At 73.0% G+C, this 17799-nt stretch carries 17 protein-coding genes; 10 read left to right on the top strand and 7 right to left on the bottom strand.

The window, feature by feature from the left end; all coding sequences use genetic code 11:
* The first annotated feature begins 357 nt into the window (after window positions 1-357).
* The 6 genes from ACFZCP_RS32220 (at window position 358) to ACFZCP_RS32195 (ending at window position 5761) form a co-directional block, all read left to right on the top strand.
* The gene (locus ACFZCP_RS32220) at window positions 358-1185 is read left to right on the top strand and encodes an alpha/beta hydrolase (protein WP_362693000.1); all 828 of its coding nucleotides are present in this window, start codon (window positions 358-360) and stop codon (window positions 1183-1185) included.
* A 252-nt stretch (window positions 1186-1437) separates the two neighbouring features.
* Entirely contained in the window at window positions 1438-2217 is a 780-nt protein-coding gene (locus tag ACFZCP_RS32215; RefSeq protein ID WP_362693003.1) for an alpha/beta fold hydrolase, read from the top strand.
* A gap of 197 nt (window positions 2218-2414) precedes the next feature.
* On the top strand, window positions 2415-2948 hold the full coding sequence (ssuE, locus tag ACFZCP_RS32210; protein ID WP_391434077.1) for an NADPH-dependent FMN reductase: 534 nt from the start codon (window positions 2415-2417) through the stop codon (window positions 2946-2948).
* Window positions 2949-3041: 93 nt separating this feature from the next.
* Entirely contained in the window at window positions 3042-4238 is a 1197-nt protein-coding gene (locus ACFZCP_RS32205; protein WP_391434073.1) for a helix-turn-helix domain-containing protein, read from the top strand.
* Window positions 4239-4654: 416 nt separating this feature from the next.
* A complete protein-coding gene (locus ACFZCP_RS32200; protein ID WP_391434070.1) occupies window positions 4655-5284 on the top strand; it encodes a TetR/AcrR family transcriptional regulator C-terminal ligand-binding domain-containing protein in 630 nt (209 codons plus the stop codon).
* A gap of 243 nt (window positions 5285-5527) precedes the next feature.
* Complete coding sequence (locus ACFZCP_RS32195) at window positions 5528-5761, top strand: hypothetical protein (protein WP_391434065.1); 234 nt, start codon at window positions 5528-5530, stop codon at window positions 5759-5761.
* Between the two features lie 29 nt (window positions 5762-5790).
* Here the strand turns inward: ACFZCP_RS32195 and tatA are convergent, their stop codons facing one another.
* The 5 genes from tatA to ACFZCP_RS32170 all read right to left on the bottom strand — a co-directional run bounded on the left by tatA (window position 5791) and on the right by ACFZCP_RS32170 (window position 12773).
* Entirely contained in the window at window positions 5791-6009 is a 219-nt protein-coding gene (gene tatA, locus ACFZCP_RS32190) for a Sec-independent protein translocase subunit TatA (RefSeq protein WP_362693018.1), read from the bottom strand.
* A gap of 112 nt (window positions 6010-6121) precedes the next feature.
* On the bottom strand, window positions 6122-7834 hold the full coding sequence (locus tag ACFZCP_RS32185; RefSeq protein ID WP_391434060.1) for an LCP family protein: 1713 nt from the start codon (window positions 7832-7834) through the stop codon (window positions 6122-6124).
* A 486-nt stretch (window positions 7835-8320) separates the two neighbouring features.
* Window positions 8321-11104, bottom strand: a complete 2784-nt coding sequence (gene mgtA, locus ACFZCP_RS32180) for a magnesium-translocating P-type ATPase (RefSeq protein ID WP_391434057.1) — start codon at window positions 11102-11104, stop codon at window positions 8321-8323.
* Complete coding sequence (locus ACFZCP_RS32175; RefSeq protein ID WP_391434054.1) at window positions 11097-11459, bottom strand: metalloregulator ArsR/SmtB family transcription factor; 363 nt, start codon at window positions 11457-11459, stop codon at window positions 11097-11099. The genes mgtA and ACFZCP_RS32175 overlap by 8 nt, the downstream gene beginning before the upstream one ends.
* 120 nt (window positions 11460-11579) lie before the next feature.
* Entirely contained in the window at window positions 11580-12773 is a 1194-nt protein-coding gene (locus tag ACFZCP_RS32170) for a TerD family protein (protein ID WP_391434051.1), read from the bottom strand.
* Between the two features lie 268 nt (window positions 12774-13041).
* Here ACFZCP_RS32170 and ACFZCP_RS32165 point away from each other — a divergent pair, with 268 nt between their 5' ends.
* The 3 genes from ACFZCP_RS32165 to ACFZCP_RS32155 all read left to right on the top strand — a co-directional run bounded on the left by ACFZCP_RS32165 (window position 13042) and on the right by ACFZCP_RS32155 (window position 15051).
* Window positions 13042-13308 carry a GlsB/YeaQ/YmgE family stress response membrane protein gene (locus tag ACFZCP_RS32165; protein WP_362693033.1) on the top strand — a complete coding sequence of 89 codons (267 nt, stop codon included), beginning with the start codon at window positions 13042-13044 and terminating at the stop codon, window positions 13306-13308.
* 405 nt (window positions 13309-13713) lie between these two features.
* Window positions 13714-14097 (top strand): BlaI/MecI/CopY family transcriptional regulator, encoded by a 384-nt coding sequence (locus ACFZCP_RS32160; protein ID WP_391434047.1) that lies wholly within the window; start codon window positions 13714-13716, stop codon window positions 14095-14097.
* A 6-nt stretch (window positions 14098-14103) separates the two neighbouring features.
* Complete coding sequence (locus ACFZCP_RS32155; RefSeq protein WP_391434042.1) at window positions 14104-15051, top strand: M48 family metalloprotease; 948 nt, start codon at window positions 14104-14106, stop codon at window positions 15049-15051.
* Between the two features lie 78 nt (window positions 15052-15129).
* On the opposite strand, the gene ACFZCP_RS32150 is transcribed toward ACFZCP_RS32155, so the two are convergent.
* Window positions 15130-15654, bottom strand: a complete 525-nt coding sequence (locus ACFZCP_RS32150) for a hypothetical protein (protein WP_391434039.1) — start codon at window positions 15652-15654, stop codon at window positions 15130-15132.
* Window positions 15655-15936: 282 nt separating this feature from the next.
* On the opposite strand from ACFZCP_RS32150, the gene ACFZCP_RS32145 reads away from it, so the two are divergent.
* Window positions 15937-16890 carry a TIGR01777 family oxidoreductase gene (locus tag ACFZCP_RS32145; RefSeq protein WP_391434036.1) on the top strand — a complete coding sequence of 318 codons (954 nt, stop codon included), beginning with the start codon at window positions 15937-15939 and terminating at the stop codon, window positions 16888-16890.
* A 104-nt stretch (window positions 16891-16994) separates the two neighbouring features.
* On the opposite strand, the gene ACFZCP_RS32140 is transcribed toward ACFZCP_RS32145, so the two are convergent.
* Entirely contained in the window at window positions 16995-17678 is a 684-nt protein-coding gene (locus ACFZCP_RS32140; RefSeq protein WP_391434033.1) for a response regulator, read from the bottom strand.
* Window positions 17679-17799: the final 121 nt, after the last annotated feature.

Below are 17799 nucleotides of genomic sequence, written 5' to 3'. Positions count from 1 at the left end.
CAATCTAGAGCCGGTGCCAGCCTCCGTCAAGCGTTGATCATGCGCGCCGCACAGATCCCGCCACCGTCGCGACACCCCTCGCACAATGAGGTTGCTTTCCCCATTACCGGCAAGTAAGGTCCCACCCCGGAAGTCGTTGAGCGGTCATTTCTTTCCTGACCCGGACGACTGGCTCCGTCACCACCGAAGGAGCCCTCGGCACACCCGACCGGCCCCGCCTTCGAATACGAACGGCGTGCGTCGGCACCGGCGGGCGGCCGGTGACTTCCCGGCGGAGAACCGCCGGTATTCGTGCGATGGAATCCGTTGCAACACACTCAGGGGGAAGCTCATGTTCTGCACTGGCCGTGAACCGGCGTGATCACCCACTGGCGCCCGGCGGGCCCCGACGGTCTCTACACGGCGGGCCCGCGCAGCGGCACGCCCCTGGTACTCGTCCACGGCATCCGGCTGTCGGCCTGGATGTGGGCCCCGTACGTCGGCCGGCTGCTGCCCGGCTTCAGGATCACCGCGTGCGACCTGCCCGGCCACGGGCAACTGCGCGCGGAGCCCTTCACCCTGGAGGGGGCCGTCCGGCAGATCGACGCGGCGGTGACCGAGGCCCACGACGCCACCGGGACCAGGCCCGAGGTCGCGGGGTCCTCGCTCGGGGGATATGCGACCCTCGCCTACGGCGCGTGCCGCCCCGGCCGGGCGGCCGGGCTGATCGTCAACGGCGCCACCGCACCGACGACGGGGACCGTCGGCCGGGTCTTCCGCACCGCCGACCGGGTCCTGGGGGCCCTCGGGGAACGACGCGCGACGCGCCTGAACACACGGCTGTTCCAGCTGACGCTGCCCCCGGAGATGTCCGCCGCGGTCCTGCACGGAGGGCTCGCCCTGCCCGGCTTCGGCCAGGTGGTCGCCGACCTGAGCGGCCGGGACTTTCTCGCCATGGCCGGGACCCTCACCACACCCGTCGTCTTCGTCAACGGCCTGCGGGACCGGCTCTTCCGCTCCGGGGAGGAGGACTTCGTCGCGGCCGTGCGCCGCGCCGGCACCCCCGTCGCCCTGGCACATGTCCCCGGCCACCACGTGCTGTGCCTGACGGACCCCGACCGCTTCGGCCGGGTGCTCGTGCGCGGTCACCGCGAACTGCGCCGCCTGGAGGCCGCCCGCCCGGCCCCGGGCACGCCTGCCCCGTGACACGCGCTCCTTCCCCGTCGCGCATGCTCCTTCCCCTTTGACGCGCGCCCCTTCCCTTTGACGCGCGCCCGTCCCTGCGACGCGCGCACCTTCCGTGTGCCCCGCGCACGCCCCTGCGGCGCGCGCACCTTCCCTTCGACGCGCGCACCTTGCCTGTGACAGGCGCACCTTCCCTGTGACACGCGCGCCTTGCCCGTGACCCGCGCCCGCCGTGGCGCACCCCGCGTTTCCCCGCCGGCCCGTGGAGGACCTGTGAACCCTTGGCTCCGCATCCTGAAACCGGTCGCCCGTGTACGGGCCCGGATCGTGTGCCTGCCCTGCACCGCAGGCGCGGCTGCCGTCTACCGCTCTTGGGCGCCCGCCCTGCCCCGGGGCGTGGAACTGAGCGCCGTCGAACTGCCCGGTCACGGCACCCGGGCCGGATCGGAACCGGAGGAGAACCCGGAGCGGATCGCCGACAGGATCACCCGTGAGCTGGCTCCGCTCGCCGCCGCCGCGCCCCTCGTGCTGTTCGGGCACGGCACCGGCGCACTCCTGGCCTACGAAACGGCCCGCCGCCTGTGCGCGTGGGGCGCCCCGCCCTCGGTCCTGGTGCCGGCCGGCCTGTGCCCCGCCGACCGCCTGGACCGCAAGGCCTACGGCGTCCTCGCGGAGCGCCCCGACCAGCTGAGGGCGCACCTCGGACAGCTCGGCCATGCACCACCGCAGGTGCTGGCGTCGCCCGACCTGCGCGCGGCCGAACTGCACGTCGCCCGCGCGGATCTGAGGATCCTGGCCGCCGCGCCCGCCCCGGCCGCACCGCTCGACGTGCCCCTGCTGGCCCTGGCGGGACGCTACGACCCCCTCCATCCCGGGCCCTCGATGGCCCAGTGGCAGCGCCTCACCCGGCAGTGGCTGGGCCTTCGCGTCCTGCCGGGCGACCACTTCTTCCCCTGGCAGAGCAACGAGGTGCCCCGGCTGCTGGCCGACATCACACTGCTCACCTCCGGGAGCAGCACCACCGCCGGCAACGGCCTCCTCGTGGCGCACTGACCTCGCCCCCTCACCTCCCGGGCCGAGCGGGTCAGCGGGTCAGCGGGTCAGCGGGTCAGCGGGTCCAGCAGGCCTAGCAGGCCGAGCGGGCACCGCGGGCCGAGCGGTTCGAGCAGCCGAGCGGGCACTGCGCTCGTACGAACACACCCGGCAGCCGTACGCCGGTGACGTCAACCACCTCTGAAAGGACACCTTGGATGGGTGCCATCCTCGTCGTCTGTGCGAGTCCGTCCGCCCACTCCAGCACCCGGGCCGTGCTGGAGGAGTTCGTGATGCCCCGGCTGGCCGGCCACGGGCACGACACGGCCTGGCTGTCGGTCCGCGACCTGCCCGCGACGTCGCTGATGGCGGCGGATGCCACCGCGCCCGCCGTCCGCAGGGCCGTGGACGAACTGACCGCCGCCGACGGGGTCGTCATCGGCACGCCCGTCTACAAGGCCTCCTTCTCCGGCCTGTTGAAGGTGTTCCTGGACCTCCTGCCCCGCGATGCGCTCGACGGCAAGTCCGTACTGCCCCTGGCCACCGGCAGCTCGCCCCAGCACGGGCTGGCGCTGGACCATGCGCTGCCGCCGGTGCTGAACAGCATGGGCGCCCGCCACGTCCTTTCCGGCTGCTACGTCACCGTCCGTGAGCTGGGGACACCCGCGACCGCGGTGAACGCTCTGGAGAGTGCGGCGGACCGTCTGCACGCGTCCGTCTGCGCCGTCCCGGCCGGCGCCCACGCCCGCTGACACCTCGCACGGTGTCTGCCGTCCCGCCGCCCCGACCGCCCCACTAAGGTCGTTGCTGAACAGAACTGGTGGCGCTCCAGCAACGGGACGGGCATGTACACAGCGACAGGCGAGGAGTCCACCGAAGAAGGGAGGCCGACGACCCCGGACCGGCCTGTGCAGGGGACGTCGACGGCGGAGCTGGCCGAGATCCTCCGGGAGCGCCTCGACCAGCTGTCGGAGGGCGCCACGGCCGCGGTGCTGGAACAGCTGCCCAGCTTCCGCGACTGCGGACAGGACGCGGCCGACCTGTTGGCCACGGTGCGGCAGTTCCTGAACGCCGGGATCAATGCGGTGGCGGAGTCCCGCTCGGCGACCACGGCCTCGGAGGCGGACATCGCCCGGGCCTACGGCGCCCGCAGGGCCGTCCAGGGCATCCCCGCGGAGGAACTGACGCTCAGTTTCTACGTCGCCCTGCGCGCGGTGTGGATCGGGTTTCCCTGGAACACCGCCCACGGCGACTTCCTCGCCACGCTGGTCGGCGCGATGGAACGTTCCATGCTGTGGCTGCAGAACCTCGTCGCCACCGTGAGCGCCGGTCACCAGCAGGCCCTCGTCGGCACCTGGCTCGATGTCAGCGTCGTGGGCAAGCAGCTGCTCAACGCCCTGGACACCGCGGGCACGTCCGACGCCGACGTGCGGACCGCGCTGGAGCGCCTCGGCATGGACCCCGCGGGCAGCTTCCAGGCGTGGGTCGCGTCGTCCCCGGACGACAGCGCGACGGGCCGGCTTCTGCACACGCGCCTGGAGCAACAGCCCGGCCGCTGCGTCGTCGTCCACGCCGACGGCCAGCTGGTCCTGATCGGCCAGCACACGGAGGCGTCCGCGGTCGAGGCCGCCCTGACGGAGGCCGGAGCGGCCGTCGTCGGCGCGGGCCTGTGCCGGGAAGGGGTGGCGGGGGCCCGTCACAGCCTGGCCGACGCCCGCCGCGCCCTGCGTGCCGCACGTCTGCGGCCCGGCGTCCACCGCTATGCCGACGTATGGCTGTCGGCCCTGGCGGAGGAATCGGCGGCCGACACCCGGCCGTTGTTCGAGGACGCGATCGCCGCGGCACGCACGCATCCCCATCTGGCCGACGCGGTACGCGCCTTCGCCGACCACGGTTTCTCGGTCGCCGCGGCGGCCCGCGCCGTGCACCTGCACGCCAACACGCTCACCTACCGGCTGGACCGCTGGCGCGAGCTGACCGGTCTCGACTGCCGTGACTACATGGGCCTGGTGACCTCCCGCACGGCCGTCGAACTCGTCTGACCCGCACCGCCGCCGCGTCGGGTTCTGCGGTGGAGGCCGTGCCCACCTGCCCTTTCCCGGAGGCGGACGAACAGCCGCGGCGCCGTCGCGGTGCGGGCAGCCTTGACAGCCTCGTGACGGGTTCTTACCATAAAACGAAACGATCCGTTCTGAACAGAGAGCAGGCACCACCGCACGGGGCCCCGAGCCCCCCGGCCCCCGACGTGCCCGCCCGGGTTCGAGGAACCCCTCCCTCGTCCACGCCCGGCGGGATCCGTACCGGATGAGCCGGACCGGCCGTTTCACCCCCCCCTCAGCGGCCGGTCGCCCAGGAGCCAGGGGTCGGCTGCCGCGACCCATAATGAATACGAACCGAATCGTTCTGACGAGGGTCAGAAGTCCGGGCCACCACGGAACACGCTGTGCGGGAGAGGCGAATGGGGACCAAGCGAACCTTGCAGAACGTCGTGGACGCAAGCGGCCCTCACCGGCGCGACCTCGAGGCGAGGAAGCGCATCCTCGCCGCCGCATTGGAGCAGCTGGAGGAGCGCGGCTACACCCGCATGACCATCGAGCAGGTGGCCGTGCGGGCCAAGGTCGGCAAGGCCACGCTCTACCGCTCGTGGCCGAACAAGGCGGCTCTCGTCCTCGACGCGGTGCGCAGTCGACTCAGAGAGGTCCCGACCGCCGAGACCGGGGACACCCGCGGCGAACTGCTGAGCGTCGCCAAGGAGGCCCTCGCCAGCTTCTTCGGATCCCCCGAGATGAACGCCGTCCTGCCCGCGCTGGTGGCCGACACGGCCCAGAACCCCGAACTGCGCCAGCAGTTGCGCGAAGAGGTGATCGAGCCGCGCCGGGCACGGTCCCGCACCGTGCTGGAGCGGGCCATGGACCGGGGCGACCTTCCCCAGGACACCGACATCTCGCTGGCGCTGGAGATGTGGGCCGGCGCGATGATGTTCCGCAGCGTCTTCTACGGCGACGGTTACGACGATGCCGCCCTGGCCCGCATGGTCGACGCCACGCTCTCCTCCCCGCCGCGCTTCCACGCGCACAGCGGAACCTGACCCGCGGACGCCGCTCCCGGCGACGCCTGCCCCCCGTCTCGCGGTCACTCCCCATCCTGACAGGACGCGACACCGGTCACTACTGGGGAATCCCAAGGATGGAGCGGGCCGATTCCGTGGATTCCACAGGACGGCCCGCAGCGGCCGTGGGGTGCCCCGACGGGCCGGCCCGCCACCGGGACGCGCTCGCCGCCGTGGCCTCCTTCACACACCGGAGACTTGCGCAAGATTTAAACTGTCGCCGTGGAGACGAGCGAGACGACGGGCGGCTGGGAGGCCGCGGTGCTGGACGGAGGGCCCGCGGACGGAGTGCGGATCAAGGTCTCCGGGCGGCCCCGCGTGATCCAGGTGACCCGCCCCTGCCAGGTCGAGGGCGCACCGCCCGGTCTGCGCGCGGAGGCGGTGCACCTCTACCGCCGCGACTACACCGTGACCGGCGAGCCGCTGCGCTACGGCTTCGACGTCGCCAGCCCCTGACCCGTTCCGGCCGGCGCAGCGAGCGCGGCTCAGTGGACCTGTGCGTTCTCCGCGGTCTGGCCGGGCACCGTCACGCTCTCGGCCGGGGTCGCCCCGTCCTCCTTCATGGCCTTCGCCTCGCTCTTGAGGATGCGCATCGACTTGCCCAGTCCACGTGCGGCCTCCGGCAGCTTCTTGGACCCGAACAGGACGATGATCACGACGGCCACGACCAGCAGGTGCCAGGGTTCCAGTCCGTTGCGGAGCATCCCGCCCACCCCTTCCGAACGCCGGCGGCGGTACGGGCCAGACGTGCCGCACCTGCCGCCACGATTGCTACATTGCGCAACTGTACAACCCTGAGGCGAGGCAGACGCCGTCTCAGCTGTCCGAATCGGGCTTGTTGCGCGCCGCCGCGTACGCCTGGGCCGGTGTCATGGAGACGCCGTTGAGACTGACCGTCCTGTAGGGGCTGACCTTGGCGCAGGTCTTGGCCTGGTCGGCGGTCTGGGCATGGGCGTTGGAGACCGCGGCCTTGGTGTCGGCGGGCGCCGGCGAGGACGCACCGCCCGGGAAGCCGGTGCCGCTCGGCCAGTCGCTGCCGATCACCAGGGTCAGACCGGTTCCGGTGCCCTGCTTCAGGTGCGAGCCGGACAGGCCGAGCGCCTTGGCGGCCGTCTGCGCCTCGCCCTTCTGGCCGGTGCCGTAGGTGAGCGTGGTGGTGGCCGCGGGGCTCGGGGCGTTGGCCGTGGTCGTGTCCGGGCTGAAGCCCTTGTCGGTGAGCGCCGTCGCGATCACGGAGGCGCGGCCGGTGATCTCCGTGCCGTTCTCCACCGTCACGGCGACCTGCGCCGCGGGTACGGCCTTCACGGTGGCCGTGGCCTTCGCGGTCGCCGAGGCCGCCGCGGACTTCTTGCCCGAGCCGGTGGTCAGCGACTGGTCGTCGGCGATGGTGGAGAAGAGGGTCTTGGCGCCCGGACCCACCACCACGCGGTCGTTGTTGTTCGGGTCGGGGGCCGTCTGCATCGTCGTGAAGGTCATCCGCTTGGTGGGGACCTTGTTCACGTCGGACGCGAGCGAGATCAGCTTCTTCACGGTGCCCAGGCCGTCGTCCACGGCCAGCGCCTTGGTGGCCGCGTCCGCGAGGTCGTAGACCGCGCCGGGGTCGGTGAGCGTGCCCGCACTCTTGAACTTGCGGATCATCGCGCTCAGGAAGATGTGCTGGGAGACGGTACGGCCCAGGTCGCTGCCGTCGCCGAAACCGTGCCGGGAGCGCACGAACTCCAGGGCGGCGACGCCCTTGAGGGTGTGACTGCCCTTGGACAGCTTCAGGTGCGAGTAGGTGTCGTAGACGTTGTCACTGACGCACACGGACACTCCGCCGACCGCGTCGGACATCTGGACCACGCCGGAGAAGTCCAGCTTGACGAAGTGGTCGATGGGGATGCCGGTGAGCTGGTGGACGGTGGCCACCTGACAGGCCGGGCCGTACTGCAGCGCGCTGTTGATCTGCCCGTAGTAGCCGGAGGTGGACTGGCCGCTCTTGGTGTCCTTGCAGGCCGGAACGCGGGCCATGGTGTCGCGGGGAATGCTCATCACGGTGGCGTTGGAGCGGTCGGCGGATATGTGCACCACCATCTCCACGTCCGCGTTGCTGCCGGTCTGCACACCGGTCTTCGAACAGCCGCCGCCGAGCTTGCAGTCCGTCTTGCTGGTGCGGCCGTCCGAACCCATCACCAGGATGTTGATCGGCGTGCGGCCGAAGGCGTCCGCCTTCTCCGCGCCGCCCTTGCCGTCGAGCGAGAAGCTCTGGATGTTGCCGTTCAGATGCTGGTAGAACCACCAGCCCGCACCGGCCGTGATCACGACGAGAACCGACATGCAGATCCCGAGGATCTTCAGCACCCGCCTGCCGCGCCCCGCCTGCCGGGCGCGCCGCCTGGACCGTGAGCCGCCCGAGCGGGAGGCCGCCCGGGCCGCGGCCCGGCCGCCCGCGAGACGCGCTCCGTCACCGCCGGCCGTGCGCTGTCCGGGCACCTTGGCGGTGCGGTTGCGCGTGGCCTGACCGACCGGACCGTCCCACGGGTCGCTCATCTCCCACTCCCATGCATGAACGGTCGGGCCGGCAGGGCGTGGCCGTCGGGTACGGCCGGGATGCTCGGCGGTGTACGGGCAGGCGGCGGAGTCGGACTCCGCCCGGGTTGCGTAGTTGCGCAATCTAACAAACCCGTGGCCGGAGCAGCACAGATCCATACGCGATTCTCAGGTGAGGCATCTCTCGCCGACTGCGCCCGCCCGTGGCCCGCCTGCCCGTCCCCACCTGGGCCCGCCTGCCCGTTTCCGGCCGCGTCAACCCTCGCCCACCCGTGCCCGCCTGCCCGCGTCCCGCCGCGTCGACTCTCACCGGACGCACACACGACGAGGTACAGCGCCACGGCGACGACCAGCACGGGAGGCAGCGCCGAAGCCTGCGGGCCCGGGAGTCGGACATGTCCCGCCCCTCCGCGCCCCCTCCACAGCTCGCCCCCTTGTACAGCAGCACCGCTAAGAACCGTGTGAGGAGGCTGGACAGCAGGACGGCTAAGTGCCGTGTGAGGCGGCGTCGCTCGGGTCGGGCGTGCCCCGCTGCCGCGGGTGTCCCGTTCCCTTGGCCGCGCAGCGCCGTTCGTAGCCCTTGCGGGCCGCCACGAGCCCCGCGGCGTACAGGGCCAGGACGGCGGTGAGCAGGGCGTAGTACAGGGCGGGCAGGGCGGTCAGGCCGAGCGCCGGGCCGAGCGGTGACGGCGGAAGCGCCAGGCCGATCACGGCCAGGCCGATCGCCGCCCAGGTGACCGGGCCGGGCCCGCGGCCCGCCGTGACGGGGGTCCCGCGGCCCGCCGTGACGGGAGTCCCGCCGCCCGGCCGGCGCCGGGAGCGCGGGAGACGGCCGACGCGCAGCAGGACCATCACCAGGGCCTGGGTGAGCAGGTTCTCGGTGAACCAGCCGGAGTGGAACACCGCCTCGTCGTCGCCGGTCCCGGGCCCGTGCAGGGCGAGCGCGAGGACGCCGAAGGTAGCCAGGTCGGCGACGGCGTTGAGCACCCCGAACGCCGTGATGAAGCGCAGGAGGTCCCGCGGGCGCAGCAGGGTGGGCCGGCGCAGCACCGACGGGTGGGGGCGGTCGTGGGCGAAGGCGAGCTGGGCGGCGTCGAAGCACAGGTTCTGGGCGAGGACCTGCACGGGGAGCATCGGCAGGAAGGGCAGCAGCAGCCCGGCGGAGAGCATCGCGATGACGTTGCCGAGGTTGGAGGAGAGCGCGATGCGCAGATAGGTGGCGATGTTGCCGCCCGCGTGCCGGCCGGCCTCGATGGCGTGGGCGACGGCGGTGAGGTCCTTCTCGGCGAGCACCACGTCGGCGCCCTCGCGGGCCACGTCGGCGGCGTCGCGGGGGGCGATGCCGACGTCGGCGGCGCGCAGGGCGGGCAGGTCGTTGACACCGTCGCCGAGGAAGCCGACCGTCAGCCCGGCGCCGCGCAGGGCCTGGGTGATCCGGGCCTTGTGGTCGGGGGTGCAGCGGGCGAAGACGGTCCTGCGGCGGGCCAGCCCGGCCAGTTCGGCGTCGTCGAGGGCGTCGATGGCATCGGCGTCGACCACGTCGTCCGCCGTCACGGGGATGCCGAGGTCGCGGCAGGCGCGGGCGGCGGTGCCCGGGTGGTCGCCGGTGAGGACCTTGACGGCGACGCCCTGGCCGGTGAGCACGTGCAGCGCGTCGGCGGCGGTGGACACGAGCGCGTCCCGCAGGGTGATCAGGCCGCGAAAGGCGAGGCCGCGTTCGTCGGCCGGGGTGTGGTCGCGCAGTCTTGCCGGGCGTTCGTCGGTGGCGACCGCGAGGACCCGCAGCCCGTCGTCGGCCAGGCGGGAGGCAAGTGCCCGCAGGCGCGCGCGCTCGGCGTCGGCGAGCGCGCAGCGTTCCAGCACGGCCCGGACGTCTCCCTTGACGACCAGGGTGTGCACGCCGAGCCGCCCGGGGGTGCGGACGACGGCGGTGGCGAGGCGGCGCAGCGGGTCGAAGGGGACGGCCGCCACACCGTCGTACGCCATCATGGCGTCCGCGTCGGCGGCCTGAAGGACCGCCTCGTCAAGGGCGTCGGGGACGGGCAGGTCGGCGAGTTGCAGGGTCCACCATGCGTTGACGGCGGCCCAGTGCAGGACCTCGGGGTCGTCCGCGCCGTCGGGGCCGAGAGCGCGGTCCACCGTCGGCCGGTCCTGGGTGAGGGTGCCGGTCTTGTCCACGCACAGCACGTCGACGGCGCCGGCGTCGTGCAGTGCGGGCAGCCGCTTGACGATCACCCCGTGGGTGCGGGCCAGCAGCGAGGCGCCCCGGGCCAGGCAGGTGGTGACGAGGACCGGCAGCATCTCGGGCGTCAGCCCGACCGCCACCGCGACGGCGAACGGAAGCGTCTCCAGACCGCGTCCGCGCAGCGCCGCGTTGGCCATCAGGACCAGCGGCGGGGTCAGCAGCATGAACCGGATCAGGATCCAGGAGACGCCGTGGACGGAGCGGTCGAAGGCGCTCGGGTCCTGCCGCCCGGCACTGCGGCCGTGGGCGGCGGCGAACCGGGTCCGCCCGCCGGTCGCGGTGACGACCGCGGTGGCGCTGCCCGAGACGACGCTGCTGCCCTGGAAGCAGCACTGCGGATGGTCGAGGACGGCGGTGTCGGGGACGCCGGGCACCGGGTCGGCCGTCTTGCCGACGGGAGCCGACTCACCCGTCAGGGCGGACTGGTGCACGGTCAGTCCGCCGGCCCGCAGCAGCCGTACGTCCGCCGGTACCAGGTCACCGGGGCCGAGCCGGACCACGTCTCCCGGGACCAGCTCGCCCACCGGGAGTTCCCGCGGGACCGGCTCGGCGCCGTCGTCGGCGCGGCGCAGCACCGTGGCGGTGGTGGCGACCAGTTCGCGCAGCTCGGCCGTGGAGCGGTCGGCCCGGTGCTCCCCGGTCGCCCGCAGCACACAGCTCACGGCGACCAGCAGGAGGATCACCGCGGCGGTCCCCCAGGCGAAGACGGCCGCGGACACCAGCCCGAGGCAGAGCAGTACGGCGGTGAACGGGTCCCGCAGGCTGCGCAGGAACAACCGGGGCCAGGAGGGCTCCCGCCGGTCCGGGAGGCTGTTCTCTCCGCACCGGGCCAGCCGCTGCTCGGCCTGTGCCTCCGTCAGGCCGCGCGGGCCGGTGTCCAGCTCGCGCAGGACGTCGAGCAGGGTCGGGGCGCCGGTTCCCGGACGGGGCGGCGCGGCCGGGCCCCGGTCGTCGCCGGGAGCGGCAGCGGTGCCGGGAGCCGGTGTCCGAGCGTCCTGTCCCGAGGCCGCGGTGGTCTCAGCCACCGATCCCGCGCAGCCGGTGGACCGCGGTGGGGGTCTGCTGCGAACGCGCGGTCAGCTGGACCACCATCACCCGCACCAGCGTCACCACGTCGGGGTCGTCGATGTAGTAGATCTGCCGCCGGCCCTCGCGCCGGGAGCGGACGAGCCCGGCGAGCTTCAGCTTGGCCAGGTGCTGGCTGACCGCCGGCAGCGCACCGCCCACCCGGTCGGCGAGGTGCGTGACATCGCTCTCGCCCTGCGACAGAGCCCACATCAGATGGAGCCGGGAGGAGGAGGCGAGCAGTCCGAACGCGGCGGCAGCCGCCGCCAGCACATCGGCCGACGGGTCCTCGAAGCCACCGGCGATCTCCGTCACAGCCCTCTCCCGTCCCGCCCTGTTCACAGCCGACGCACATGCGCCCACCCATGGTAAGGGCCGGTCCCCCGGCAGCCGTGCGCCGCCGGGACCACCGGTCGGGTCTGTCCTCGGATCGGGTCAGTCCTCGTAGAAGTTGTTGACGACGTCGGGTTCGTCGTCGTCGAACGCCTCGTTCAGCAGGGCGCCGCCGATGAGGCCGGCCGCGCCCGCGCCGATGAGCGCGCCGGTGCCGAAGCGACGGCCGCCGCCCTGCTGGTGGTCGTAGTGGTCGTGATGATCGTGGTGGTCCGCGTACGGCTGTCCGTAGCCACTTTGCTGCGGGTAACCCGGCTGCGGGTAGCCCTGCTGGGGGTAGCCCTGCTGGGGGTAGCCCTGCGGCACGGGCTGCGGGTAGCCCTGCTGGGGCGGCGTGTAGAAGGGCGGCGCCGTGGTCTGCACCCGCTGTGCGCAGCCGCCGCACGTCTGGACCGGCCGCGGCACGCCCCACTGCGGGGACCAGGTGACGGTCGTCGTGCCGGGGCCGTGGTTGGGGTCGAAGAAACAGGTCACGGAGGGGCTCCCGAGAGGATGCGATGAGGGGGCGAAGGCCGGGGGTGCGGGAGGTACGGCGGCCGGAGGCGCAGGGGGTACGGCGGCCGGGGGTGCAAGGGGTACGGCGGCCGGGGCGGGCGGTGCGGGCAGTGCGTCGGGCACGTGGGTGCTCGCCTTCCGCGACGAGAGCGGGGCCGGGGCGGGTGCCGCCGTCTCGCGCAGGACGTCCACGCCGTAGTCCGCGGCGATACCGGCCAGACCCGAGGCGTAGCCCTGGCCGACCGCCCGGAACTTCCATCCCGGGCCGTGCCGGTACAGCTCGCCGAAGACCACCGCGGTCTCGCCGGTCAGGCCGCCGGTCGAGAGGTCGTAGCGGGCCAGCTCGGTGCCGCCGTCCTGGTCGAGGAGGCGGATGTGCGCGCGGTGCACCTGCCCGAAGGCCTGGCCGCGGCTCGCGCCCTCGTACAGCGACGCCAGGAAGACGATCTTCTCGACCTGGTCGGGCACCCGGGTGAGGCCGATCCGGATCTGCTGGTCGTCGCCGCCGGCCGGGCCGCCCCGGCCCGCGTGGCGGACCGACCCGTCGGGGCTGGTGAGGTTGTTGAAGAAGACGAAGTGCTCGTCCGACAGCACCTGTCCGGACCCGTCGCACAACAGGGCGGCGGCGTCCAGTTCGTACCCGGTGTCCGCCTGCCAGCCCAGCCCGGCCGTCACCGCGGTCAGGCCGGGGGCCTGCCGGCTCAGCGACACATTGCCGCCCTTGGTCAGGGACTCACTCATGCACGGCCTCCGCAGCTGCTTCCGCTTCCCGCGTCCATCGTGATCAACGCGACCCTAACCCCTTCCAGTTCCCCAGTTGCGCAATGTCTTGAGCATGTGACAGAACCTCGACGGGACGTCATCAGAAGGACAGGACCCTCGCCCCGCACCCTCAGCCGTCCTTAACCTTGCGCAAACAGGCAATCCAAAGCCTTGCGCAAACAGGCGATCCACGTGCCGGCGTCCGCCGCCCGGCGCGCGGATCGCGACCCGACCGGAGGACAACACCGTGGGCTTCATCGGCTGGATCATCCTCGGCCTGCTCGCCGGAGCCATCGCCAAGATGCTCCTGCCCGGCCGCGACCCGGGTGGCCTGATCGGCACGACCCTCATCGGCGTCGCGGGCGCCTTCATCGGCGGCTGGCTCTCCGCCCGCTTCCTCGACCGTCCGGTGGAGAAGCACTTCTTCGACCTGTACACCTGGGGCGCGGCGATCGGCGGCTCCCTGGTGCTGCTCATCGGCTACCGCATCCTCTTCGGCAACTCCCGCGACTGACACGGCCCCTGGCGCCGTCGCCCGGGCGGGTCTCGGCCGCGCCCGGGCCGAGGCTCAGCCGCCGGGCCGATTCCCGCCCGGCACCTTCCCGCCCGGCACCTCCCGGCGCCTTCCCCCCGGCGCCTTCCCGCCGGGGCGGATCGCCTCAGACGTTGACGCCGAAGTCCGCCGCGATGCCACCCTTGGACAGGGAAACGCCCATGGTTCGTCCTTCCACGCACACGGCCGGTTCGGGCCCTTGCCCCGGACCCCGATTTGAATCTACAACACTGTAGAAGTAACTGGCGGGCGGCGCGAGACGACATCACCGCGAGGAACGTGAACAAGCCACCGGCGCCCGCTTTGTACGATGTGACGCTCCCACGGCGTGAGAGGCCGAGGCAGGAGGCGGAAGGGAGACACCGCGTGGCGGAGCCGGATCCGCGCCGTCGGCGCAGGGCTCAGGGCGCACTGGAGACCCGGGTACTCGCGGCCCTGCACGAGGCCGAAGGCCCGGTCACCGCGGGCTGGGTGCAGGAGCGTCTGGCCGCCGGCCTCGCCTACACGACCGTGATGACGGTGCTGGCCCGCCTGCTGGCGAAGGGCGCCGTCACGCGCACGCGCCAGGGACGGTCGTTCGTGTGGATGCCGGCCGCGGACGAGGCCGGGCTCGCCGCGCTGAAGATGCGCAAGGTGCTGGACGGCGAGCAGGACCGGCGGGCCGTGCTGGCCAGCTTCCTGACCGCGCTGCCCGAGAGCGACGAACAGGTGCTGCGCGAACTGCTGGACCAGGCCACCGGCGAGGACTGAGCACGCATGGGGATCTTCGTCCTCCTCCCGCTGGTCCTGCCACTGACGGCCTGGCCGATCGCGCGCCTGGCCGAACAGCGCCTCCACCCCCGTACGGCCACGGCGCTGCTGACCGGTGTCTCCACCGTCATGGCACTGTGCAGCACGGTGTGCCTGATGCTGCTGATGGTGGTCGGCACCGCGCAACTGCCCGGCAATCCCCTGCCGGACGGCTGGTCGGACCCGGAGGTGCGCGAGAGCGTGCCACGGCACGAGGTGGCCGGAAAAGCCGCCATCCCCGCGCTGCTCGCGGTCGTCGGCGCCTGGGGCCGCACGCTGCTGCGGCACCACCGGGTGCGGTGGCGGGCCCACCGGGTCCTGGCGGGACTGCGCGACACCGAGGTGGCCGTACTGGACGACCGGCAGCCCTACGCCTACGCGCTGCCCGCGAGCCGGGCCGCGGGCGGGCGGCGCGACCGGATCGTGGTGTCCACGGCGATGCTCGGCTGCCTCGCGGCACGGGAGCGACGCGCCCTGTTCGCCCACGAGCGCGCGCACCTCGCCGCGCGGCACCACCGCCATCTGCTGCTCGTCCGACTGGCCGCCTGCGCCAACCCGTTCCTGCTGCCGCTGCGGTCGGCGGTCGCCTACACGGCGGAGCGCTGGGCGGACGAGGAGGCGGCCCAGGCCGTCGGCAGCCGCAAGGCCGTGGCCCGTGCCATCGGCAGGGCGGCGCTCGTCTCGCGTACCGCACCCGCGCCGACGCTCACCGGATTCGCCGCGCCCGGCCCGCTGCCCCGCCGGGTCGCGGCCCTCCTCGGGCCGGCGCCCGCCGGGCGCGCCTGGCCGTCGGTCTTCACGACGGTGGGCCTGGCCCTGTGGACCGCCGCCACCGGAGCCGCCCTCTCCGCGATGTTCTCGGCCAACTCGGCGCTCACCCTGCTGCTGTTGCTGCGGGCGGCGACGCCGCTCTGAGGCGCCGCGGGCCGGGAGGCCGCCGTATCCACCGGTGCCCCGTGTGCACGGACCGGCGCGCGGACCCGCCCCGTGAGGTCAGCCGGACCGGCGCCCGGCCCGGTCGCCCCGCTCCCGCATGAGCACTTCTTCCAGCCGTCCGAGCAGGAAGGGCACAACGCCCCGTTCCAGCAGGGCCAGTTCCCACACCTCCCGAGCCCTTGCCACCTCCGCGGCGGCCTCGGCGTCGGCCGGGGTGCGCCCCTCACCGGCAGAGCGAGCGCCGCGCCGCGTCACCCGCAGCCGGAGAACCGCCCTGGCCGCGGCCGGCAGGAGCAGGAGCGGGCGCGCGCCCCGCGCCGGTGCCGCACGGCGCGCGCCGTCCGCCGGACAGTGCGGCCCGGTCACCGCGGCCCGGGCCCGGACGTAGGCCTGGTACTCGACGGCCACCGCCGCGGTGATGGCCGTCCGCGCCTCCTGCGCCCGGGTCCGCAGCTGCTCCCGGCTGAACACTCCGGCGGCACGGTCGAGGGCGTCCCGTACCTGCTGGGAGTTCAGGGCCTGGTCGAGCATGCGCTCGAAGACCACGCCGACCTCCCTGACCGACGGCCCTACATCCGTCATGTGTCCCCCGATACAGAAAGCCTCGCGGCGCCCTTGTGGCGCAGGTGGAACAGCCGCGCCGAACCGCGGCTGAAGACTTGTGACTCTAATAGTTCCTGGATTGCGCAACTTTTAAAGACTCGCCCGCCAGGGGCCACCCGCCCGGCGGCACCGGACGCCTCCGGGTTGACACGGAGAGGCCCTCCGGGTCGCCCCCGCGCGCACCGGCGCACACCGCGAACCGCTATTTGAACGCGTTCAAATCTGGGTTACGCTGGTGGCAGCCGAAGCTGAGGGGGCTCGATGAAGGTGGTGCTGCCCGGGGGAACGGGGCAGGTGGGCACGGTCCTGGACCGCGCGCTGACGGCGGCCGGCCACCAGGTCACGGTGCTGACCAGAAACCCGGCGCGGGAACACGACCTCGGCTGGGACGGGGCCACGCTCGGCCCCTGGGCCGAGGCGATCGACGGCTGCGACGTCGTGATCAACCTGGCCGGGCGCAGCGTCTCCTGCCGCTACACCCCCCAGAACCTGCGGGCCATGATGGATTCCCGGGTGGACTCGGCCCGGGTCGTCGGCGAGGCGATCGCCGCTGCCGCACGGCCGCCGCACGTCTGGCTGCAGATGAGCACCGCGACCATCTACGCCCATCGCTTCGACGCGGCGCACGACGAGGCGACGGGGGTGATCGGCGGCTCGGAGGCCGGAGTGCCGGACTACTGGGCGTACAGCGTCGAGATCGCGAAGAACTGGGAGCGGGCGCAGGCCGAGGCGCGGACCCCAAAGACCCGGAAGGTGGCGCTGCGCGCGGCGATGGTCATGAGCCCGGACCGGGGCGGGGTGTTCGACGTACTGCTGCGGCTGGTGCGGCTGGGACTGGGCGGCCCGGTCGCCGGCGGTGCGCAGTACGTCTCCTGGATCCATGACACGGACTTCGTGCGCGCGGTGGAGTTCCTGATCGCCCGGGACGACCTCGACGGACCGGTGAACCTGGCCTCGCCCGGCCCCCTCCCGCACCGGGAGTTCATGCGGACGCTGCGCGCGGCCCGGGGCGTCCCGGTGGGACTGCCGGCGACGCGCTGGATGGCGGAACTGGGCGCGTTCGCGCTGCGCTCGGACACGGAACTGCTGCTCAAGAGCCGCCGGGTGGTACCGGGCCGACTGCGCGCGGCCGGGTTCGGCTTCGTCCGGCCCGAGTGGGAGGGTGCTGCCGCGGACCTCGTCCGGCGTAGGTCCAGCCCGCGCCGCAGGTCCTGACCGCGCCGCAGGTCCAGCCCGCGCCGCAGGTCCTGACCGGGCCGCAGGTCCTGACCGGGCCGGGAGCCGCACCGAGGTGGAGGCGGAGCCTGCCGCGGTCGTGGTCACCCTTCGTAGCGGTAGCCCATGCCGGGCTCGGTGATGAGGTAGCGGGGGCTCGACGGGTCCGCCTCCAGTTTGCGGCGCAGCTGGGCCATGTAGACCCGCAGGTAGTTGGTCTTGTTGCTCTGGGAGACGCCCCAGACCTCCTGGAGCAGCTGCTTCTGGGTGATCAGCCGGCCGGGATGGGTGACGAGGATCTCCAGCAGATGCCATTCGGTCGGGGTGAGGCGGACGTCGCGGCCCTCCCGTACGACCTTCTTCGCGAGCAGGTCGATGGTGAACCCGTCCGTCTGCACCAGCGTGGTCTCCGGGACGAGCGGAAGCTCCTCGGTGCGGCGGACGGCGGCCCGCAGCCGAGCCAGCAACTCGTCCATGCTGAACGGCTTGGTGACGTAGTCGTCGGCACCGGCGTCGAGGGCGGCGACCTTCTCGTCGGACGCCTGCCGGGCGGACAGGACCAGTATCGGCACCCGGCTCCAGCCCCGCAGGCCCTTGATGACGTCGACGCCGTCCATGTCGGGCAGGCCGAGGTCGAGCAGCACCACGTCGGGCTGGCGCGCGGCCGCCAGGCGGAGCGCGGTGGCGCCGTCGGGGGCCGCGTCGACGCCGTACCGGCGTGCCTGCAGATTGATCACGAGGGCCCGTACGAGCTGCGGGTCGTCCTCCACCACGAGCACCCGGGTCATGGGTGTGTGCCTCTCCTGTGATGCCTGCGGGAGCCGGCGGAAGCGGGATTTCTCCCGGGCCGCCGACTCCCGTGGTGATGCGCGTAAGGCCGTCACTTCTGGGCCGTGAGGTCCTTGAGCG

The organism is Streptomyces sp. NPDC007971 (genome assembly GCF_042958635.1).
Classification (GTDB): domain Bacteria; phylum Actinomycetota; class Actinomycetes; order Streptomycetales; family Streptomycetaceae; genus Streptomyces.
Note: the sequence above shows the minus strand (reverse complement) of the source record. Positions and strands in the feature narration are given on the sequence as shown.